The following is a 3,287-nucleotide window of genomic DNA, read 5'->3' as shown; positions in this document are numbered from 1 at the left end:
CCCGCTCCCGGAAACGATGTCAAAAGTACAGCACAAGAACGAACCCTAAAAACCCCACTACAACGCTCAAGATCACGACATACTTTGTTCAAAAACACACCCGACAAGTAGTCTGACACAGGGGGGAAGGGTCCTCGAACGTCTTCATCAACGGCCTGCCAGCAGCGAGGAAAAAGGATTCCATCACGTGCGGGGCCAAAATCGACGACGGCTCTTCTAACGTCTTCATCGGCGGTGGAACCGTCGCCTATCTCCCGATTGAGGATGAGGTACCCGCTGAGTTACGGGATAAGGCCGAGGTGGCATTCATGCTCGCGGGCCTGCTTGGCGGAGTAGGGGGCCTGATCAAAGGGGCAGGAGGACTGTCGCGGGCAATCCTTCCTTGCTTAGGCAAATTTGTGGCGGGTTCCGTTATCGGCGAAGCAGTGGGCCGTTACGTTATCACTCCCATCGTCACCCGCGTCATGGGCGGCATACTCGGGCGCCCAGTTGATGTCGCCACGGGCCGCAAAGTCCTGCTAACCCAGGACGAGATTGACTTTGTCATGCAAAGCCAGATACCGCTGATTGTCTCCCGCTTTTACGGCAGCAACCTGCGCCATGAAAGCACCTTGGGCACGGGCTGGGTGCTGCCCTGGGATCTGCGCCTGCAACAGCGCGACGGAAAGATCTGGTTTGCCGATGGCGAAGGCCGCGAAACCGGCTTCCCCTTGGTTCAGCCTGGCCACGCTGTCTTTAGCGACGTCGAGCAATGCTATCTCGCTTGCACCACGGCCGGCCAATTCATTCTCTACGACCTCAATGAGATGTACTACGATTTCGGCCATCTTGACCTTGGCAGCAACGACATCGCTTGGGTCCAGCGCGTGGAGAACCGCACCGGCCAGTGGCACGCTTACCATCGCGACGAGTTCGGCCGTGTACAAACAATTCGAACCAGCGGCGACCAGCAACTGCGACTGCATTACACCGAGGCTCCATCCCGTCTCATACAGGTTGAATGCGCATTCGGCGGCACGCCCGGCCCGTTAGCCAGTTACGGGTACGATTCCTTAGGCCAGTTGATCTCAGTGACAGACGCCAATGGCAACATAGTTCGTCAATTCACCTACACAGATGGCGTGATGGAGAGTCACACCGGCGCCCTTGGCTTCAAGTGCAGCTACCACTGGGCAACCGTTGACGGTCAGCCGCGTGTGGTTTCCTGCAGTACCAGCGCGGGAGAACAGACCAGCTTCAGCTACGATACCGCAACTCGCCAAACCTGGGCCAAAGACGAGCAGGGGCGCGAGGCGCACTGGACTTACGACGAACACTTCCAGATTATTGCGTGCACCGATTTTGACAATGGGAAATATCACCTCGCCTATACCACTGCAGGCATGCCGAGCCTGATCCAACTGCCGGGTGATCGCGAAATCGCCTTCGAATACGATGATGCGGCCAGGGTCATTCGTGAAATCGACCCGCTGGGTCGTATCACGCAAACCAGTTATGACGGCAACAGCCTTCGAATCAGCCTGTTGACTCTGCCTGACGGTAGGCAATGGCGAGCCGAGTACGATTATTTTGGCCGTACGAAGTCTACCATCGACCCCTTGAATCGCCGGGAAAGCTACGAGTATGGCAACGACCTTAGCCCTCTGCCTTTCGCCAAAATCGATGCGCGCGGCGGTCGAAAATTAATGAAATGGAATCCAAGAGGCCTGCTCATAGCGTACACGGACTGCTCTGGAAAAAGCACGCTCTATGAGTACGACATTGATGGACAACTTGCTGCCACCACCAATGCGCTGGGCCAAACCACGCGGTATAAGCGGCTTCGCACCGGCGAGCCTGTACAAGTTATCCTACCCGACGGTAGTGCCGAAATATTCAAGTACGACCCAGCGGGCCTCATCGTCGAACAACACAATAGCGCTGCTCAATCACGCAGTTGGACACGCAATGAACGCGGCCAGGTTGTTCATGCGATCGATCCGGCGCAACGCCACTTACACTACAGATACGACGTGCGGGGACGATTGGTGGAACTGGTCTGCGGCAGTGACACACGCTACAGCTTTGAATATGACATTGGCGACAGAGTAGCACGCGAAATCAATCCCGATGGTATCGAGCGCCGATTACGTTACGATGTAGCGGGCGAATTGCTGGAAATGGAAAAAACCGGATCTTTTCCCGGAAAAGCTCCTTACGCCGAGCGGGCACGTCGGACCACGTCGTTCGCGCGCGACCAATTGGGGCGTCTGCTTGCCCAAGCAACAGCAACCGCGACCACGCGCTACATGTGGGATGATGCCGACCAGCTTCTTGAAGCGCGAACGATTCCGACCGAAATCGGCACTGAGCTCGGAATAAAAGCTAGCAAAGTGCGCTTCGAGTACGATAAAGGAGGACGTTTGGTCACAGAACTTGGCTCTGAGGGCGCAGTAAGCTATGCATTCGACGAGCTTAATAACCTGACGACCCTAGGTTTGCCGAACAATCAACGCATCGACACACTTACCTACGGCTCAGGGCACGTGCACCAAATCCACAGTGGGGGTCATGTGATCAGTGATTTTGAACGAGACGGCCTGCATCGCGAAATCCAGCATACTCAAGGCACACTGACGCAACGGGTCGGCTATGATCAGCTTGGCCGCCGGACATGGCAGTCGGCGGGCGCGACACCTGAATTGTTGGGGCCTGGTCAAGGGCGTTTATGGCGTAGCTACCATTACCAAGCGACCGGCGAGTTGGCCGAACAACGCGATAATTTACGGGGCGAAATCAATTTTAAGTACAATCTTTCGGGGCAGTTGCACCAACACAATCGGGCCGCCGAACAGGTGCAGGAGCAGTTCAGATGGGATGCGGTTGGGAACCTACTCGATGATTCTGGCCGGAAAAGTAGTGGGCAACTCGAAGGAAATCGCTTAAAAGTGTGGCAAGACATACGCTTCGAATATGACGCTTGGGGTAATGTGTGCACTAAACGAAAAGGTGCCCATCAGACGCAACACTTTACCTTTGACGCTGATGATCGCCTCCTTAAGGTAAGGACTGAAAACCTGCGTGGCATTACGGAAACCTGCTTCGACTACGACCCTTTTGGAAGACGCATCGGATCAACAGAAACCCGTTTGGAAACACTGGGAGCGGAACGCATTCAAAGGAGCCAATTGCAAAACGATTTTTCCGAACTGGCCGACATCAGGAGAGCACGATTTTTCATCGCTTTTTGGTGATATCGGAGGAAATCTGATCGGTTACGGCGGCGGAATCATGGCTAATCTCATTTT

General features: G+C 55.1%; 1 protein-coding gene and 1 pseudogene. Both read left to right on the top strand.

Features of this window, described 5'->3' with window-relative positions:
• Positions 1-137 precede the first annotated feature (137 nt).
• Positions 138-239, top strand: a pseudogene (locus tag F1735_RS38360) (PAAR domain-containing protein); the annotation flags it as partial.
• A 69-nt stretch (positions 240-308) separates the two neighbouring features.
• Positions 309-3,233, top strand: coding sequence for a DUF6531 domain-containing protein (locus tag F1735_RS32810; RefSeq protein ID WP_229506083.1), 2,925 nt, complete (start codon positions 309-311; stop codon positions 3,231-3,233).
• Positions 3,234-3,287: the final 54 nt, after the last annotated feature.

The sequence above is a fragment of the Massilia genomosp. 1 genome (assembly GCF_011682185.1).
Taxonomy (GTDB): Bacteria; Pseudomonadota; Gammaproteobacteria; order Burkholderiales; family Burkholderiaceae_D; genus Telluria_A; species Telluria_A rubra.
This window is presented reverse-complemented; position numbering and strand designations above follow the sequence as displayed.

What these genes read in the sequence shown, in the direction of transcription:
- F1735_RS32810 (WP_229506083.1), top strand. Translation starts at nt 309, where the DNA reads ATGCTCGCGGGCCTGCTTGGCGGAGTAGGGGGCCTGATCAAAGGGGCA.